The organism is Oceanobacillus luteolus, from assembly GCF_023715655.1.
Classification (GTDB): Bacteria; Bacillota; Bacilli; order Bacillales; family Amphibacillaceae; genus Oceanobacillus; species Oceanobacillus luteolus.
In genome coordinates this window covers 1-1711 of record NZ_JAMBON010000104.1, presented here as the reverse complement: position 1 = coordinate 1711, position 1711 = coordinate 1, and the positions used below count along the sequence as shown (strand labels likewise).

At 32.7% G+C, this 1711-nt stretch carries 2 protein-coding genes; both read right to left on the bottom strand.

From position 1 onward, the window contains the following. Nucleotides 1-163: 163 nt before the first annotated feature. Nucleotides 164-553 carry a VOC family protein gene (locus tag M3210_RS19810; RefSeq protein WP_251517998.1) on the bottom strand — a complete coding sequence of 130 codons (390 nt, stop codon included), beginning with the start codon at nucleotides 551-553 and terminating at the stop codon, nucleotides 164-166. A 169-nt stretch (nucleotides 554-722) separates the two neighbouring features. After that, nucleotides 723-1376 carry a Pr6Pr family membrane protein gene (locus M3210_RS20800; RefSeq protein WP_432807000.1) on the bottom strand — a complete coding sequence of 218 codons (654 nt, stop codon included), beginning with the start codon at nucleotides 1374-1376 and terminating at the stop codon, nucleotides 723-725. Nucleotides 1377-1711 lie beyond the last annotated feature (335 nt).

Genomic DNA, 1711 nt, shown 5'->3' with positions numbered 1-1711 from the left:
CGCCAACAACCCCAATCTAAAGACCGATAATGATAAATTTGACTCAAAAAAGGATCCTAGCAAAGTTTTGATTGCTTGGATCCTTTTTAATTACTGTTTTCGGCTAGTTATGTCCCAGCCTCTTTTTTATAATCTACTATTACTTGCACCGTACAATTTCAATCTATAAATCTTCCTGATCAACATTCAGTTCAATCAAATTGCCATCTGGGTCGGCACAAAAAATTTGAGCGAATCCACTTGCACTATTCGGACTTTCAATAATTTCTACTTCATTCTTCTTAAGCCAACTAAGAGTATCGTAATAGTTTTCCACTCTAAGAGCAAAGTGGCCTTCCCTGCTGGATAAACTTTTGTCATTACGGATTGTCTGTGAAGAAGAATCGACGATCAAATGAAGTTGTTGCCCCTCTATTTCATACCAGGCACCTGGAAAATCAAAATCTGGGCGCTGAATCTCTTTTAAACATAAGATTTTACTATAGAACTCTTTGGCTTTTTCTAAATCTGTCACATTAAGACTAACATGGTGGAGACTTTTGTATTTAATCAATTTTCCCCCTCTCTCCTTTACCCTTTATGATTCATTTGAAGGTTTAGATAACGTACTAAAAGCGAAGCCATAAGAAATATAACTCCTCTAATAACATATCTTACTTTTACTATAGCAGTTCAGCAGGATATTATTATGTTTTTTGCTCTTTACTCATTCCAAAACTACTTTATGGAAGTTTAGTAGCTTGGTAAGTATCGGACGGATTATTTTTGGAATGAAAGAATAGAAAGATCCTGTTTAAAATGATTAACAAAAACCCTAAAATTAATATAAGAATCGAAAAGGCAGTCATAAATAAGAAGACATTTAAATAACTACCAACACCAAAGGGAATCTCTCCATTAGGGTTTAGAAAGAAGTAAGGATAAAATCCATCAAACCACCCTCTTACCAACGAAACTATCGTATAAAGTAAAGGGTAAAACATCCAATAAAAGATATAGATGAATCTGTACTTTTTCTTGGTTTCGAAAAAGATCCAGTTTATAAACACTAATATTGGTATGAGATAATGAAGAGTGAAGTTAGTAATAATCCGAATTCCTTCATAATCTCCACCGCTAGAGAGAAGAAAATGGTAAGTAAGAATATTAACGGACATAAAAATTACGGAACAATTTTTCAAAAAGTCCAGGAAAGGAGTATCTTTCCTTTTTAGACTATTGAATAAACATGTCAGGAAAACGATAAGATTCGAATGGATCGTGAACTTTGTTATAGATACAAAAGGTGCTGGAGAATAGATAACATGCAACACGATACTACTGAAAGCTATTATTGTAATTAAAAGATGGAAAACTAGCTTTACATTCGTTAACATCATTCTTCCACTAGATTTCTCCATTAATAGTACTCCCTTTATCAAATGTGATTCAAATCAGCTTTTCCCCAATGAGAATGAAATATCTATATATGAAACATCATTTTCTATCCTATATCTCATACCATTCAAAATACCTTTTACTCTTGGTTCACTTTTCTGTTCTTCACTAAGATAATGGACAAAGTATATATAAGAATATATTTGCTGTATTTTGCAAGCAAAAAGTTTAGAAGAATGCAATGAAAAGTTTAGAACTTTGCCAGCCCTTATTTTCTTTATAATTAACTATTCGATAAAGCGTATTTCACGCGGTAACTATCACCAGTGAAACT

What these genes read in the sequence shown, in the direction of transcription:
- M3210_RS20800 (WP_432807000.1), bottom strand. Translation starts at nt 1,376, where the DNA reads ATGTTAACGAATGTAAAGCTAGTTTTCCATCTTTTAATTACAATAATA.